Below are 1150 nucleotides of genomic sequence, written 5' to 3' on the forward strand. Positions count from 1 at the left end.
GGCGCAGGGATTGGGCGGCGACCGCTCCGGCGGAGCCGTGCAGGACCAGCGGGGGCAGGTTGGGGCGCTGCACGGCGGCGCGGATGCGTTCGGTGACCAGTTCGTAGTGGGTGCAGCCCAGGACGACGGTCGTCACGTCGTGCGGGGTGAGGTCGCCGGCCGCCGCCGGCTTGATCGCCGGGACGGTGCCGACGACGGGCAGGGCCGGTTCGAGGCGGGCGCGCAGGGCGGTGAGCGCGTGCACGGTCGCGGTGTTGCAGCCGACGATCAGGGCGTCGGGCCGGCGCGCGGCGGCCGCTTCGGCGACGGCGAGGGCGCGGGCGGTGAGGTCCTGCGGGGTCCTGGGTCCCCAGGGCATGCCGTCGGGGTCGAGGGAGAGGACGAGATCGGCGTCGGGGCGGAGGCGCCGTACCGCTGCGGTGGCCGCCAGCAGGCCGATTCCGGAGTCCATGAGCGCGATCTTCACCCGGTCACGATAGTCGATGAGCCGTGTCCGGCCGCCCGCCCGGGGCAGACTGCGCACGTGAGCGCCCTTGTGTGGACCGCCGTCGCGTCCCTCGCCGCCTGGTCGTGGCTGCTGCTCGGCCAGGGCTTCTTCTGGCGTACGGACGTCCGTCTTCCGTCCCGGCGGGAGCCGGAGTCGTGGCCGCCGGTGTGCGTGGTCGTGCCCGCGCGGGACGAGGCGGCGGTGCTGCCCGTGAGCCTGCCGACGCTGCTCGCCCAGGACTATCCCGGGCGGGCGGAGGTCTTCCTCGTCGACGACGGCAGTACGGACGGCACCGGGCGGCTGGCGCGGGAGCTGGCGGACCGGCACGGCGGGCTGCCGCTGACCGTGGGCTCGCCCGGCGAGCCGCCGGCCGGCTGGACCGGCAAGCTCTGGGCGGTGCGGCACGGCATCGGCCTGGCACGCGCGCGGGCGCCCGAGTACCTGCTGCTCACGGACGCCGACATCGCGCACGCGTCCGACAGTCTGCGGCGGCTGGTCGCGGCGGCCCGCACCGGCGGGTTCGACGTCGTCTCGCAGATGGCGCGGTTGCGCGTGGACGGCTTCTGGGAGCGGATGATCGTACCGGCGTTCGTGTACTTCTTCGCGCAGTTGTATCCGTTCCGCCGGATCGGGCGGGACGGGTCGCGGACGGCCGCGGCGGCC

The 1150-nt window shown here is 75.5% G+C and carries 1 protein-coding gene and 1 pseudogene; one reads left to right on the forward strand and one right to left on the reverse strand.

The features are described 5' to 3' along the window. Positions 1 to 466, reverse strand: a pseudogene (locus AOK18_RS26490) (glutamate racemase); the annotation flags it as partial. Positions 467 to 523: 57 nt separating this feature from the next. Here AOK18_RS26490 and AOK18_RS26495 point away from each other — a divergent pair. Beyond that, positions 524 to 1150: glycosyltransferase (locus AOK18_RS26495; RefSeq protein WP_240503318.1), on the forward strand; the 627-nt coding region annotated here is incomplete at its 3' end.

It is taken from the genome of Streptomyces prasinopilosus, from assembly GCF_001419695.1.
GTDB classification, from domain to species: Bacteria; Actinomycetota; Actinomycetes; order Streptomycetales; family Streptomycetaceae; genus Streptomyces; species Streptomyces prasinopilosus.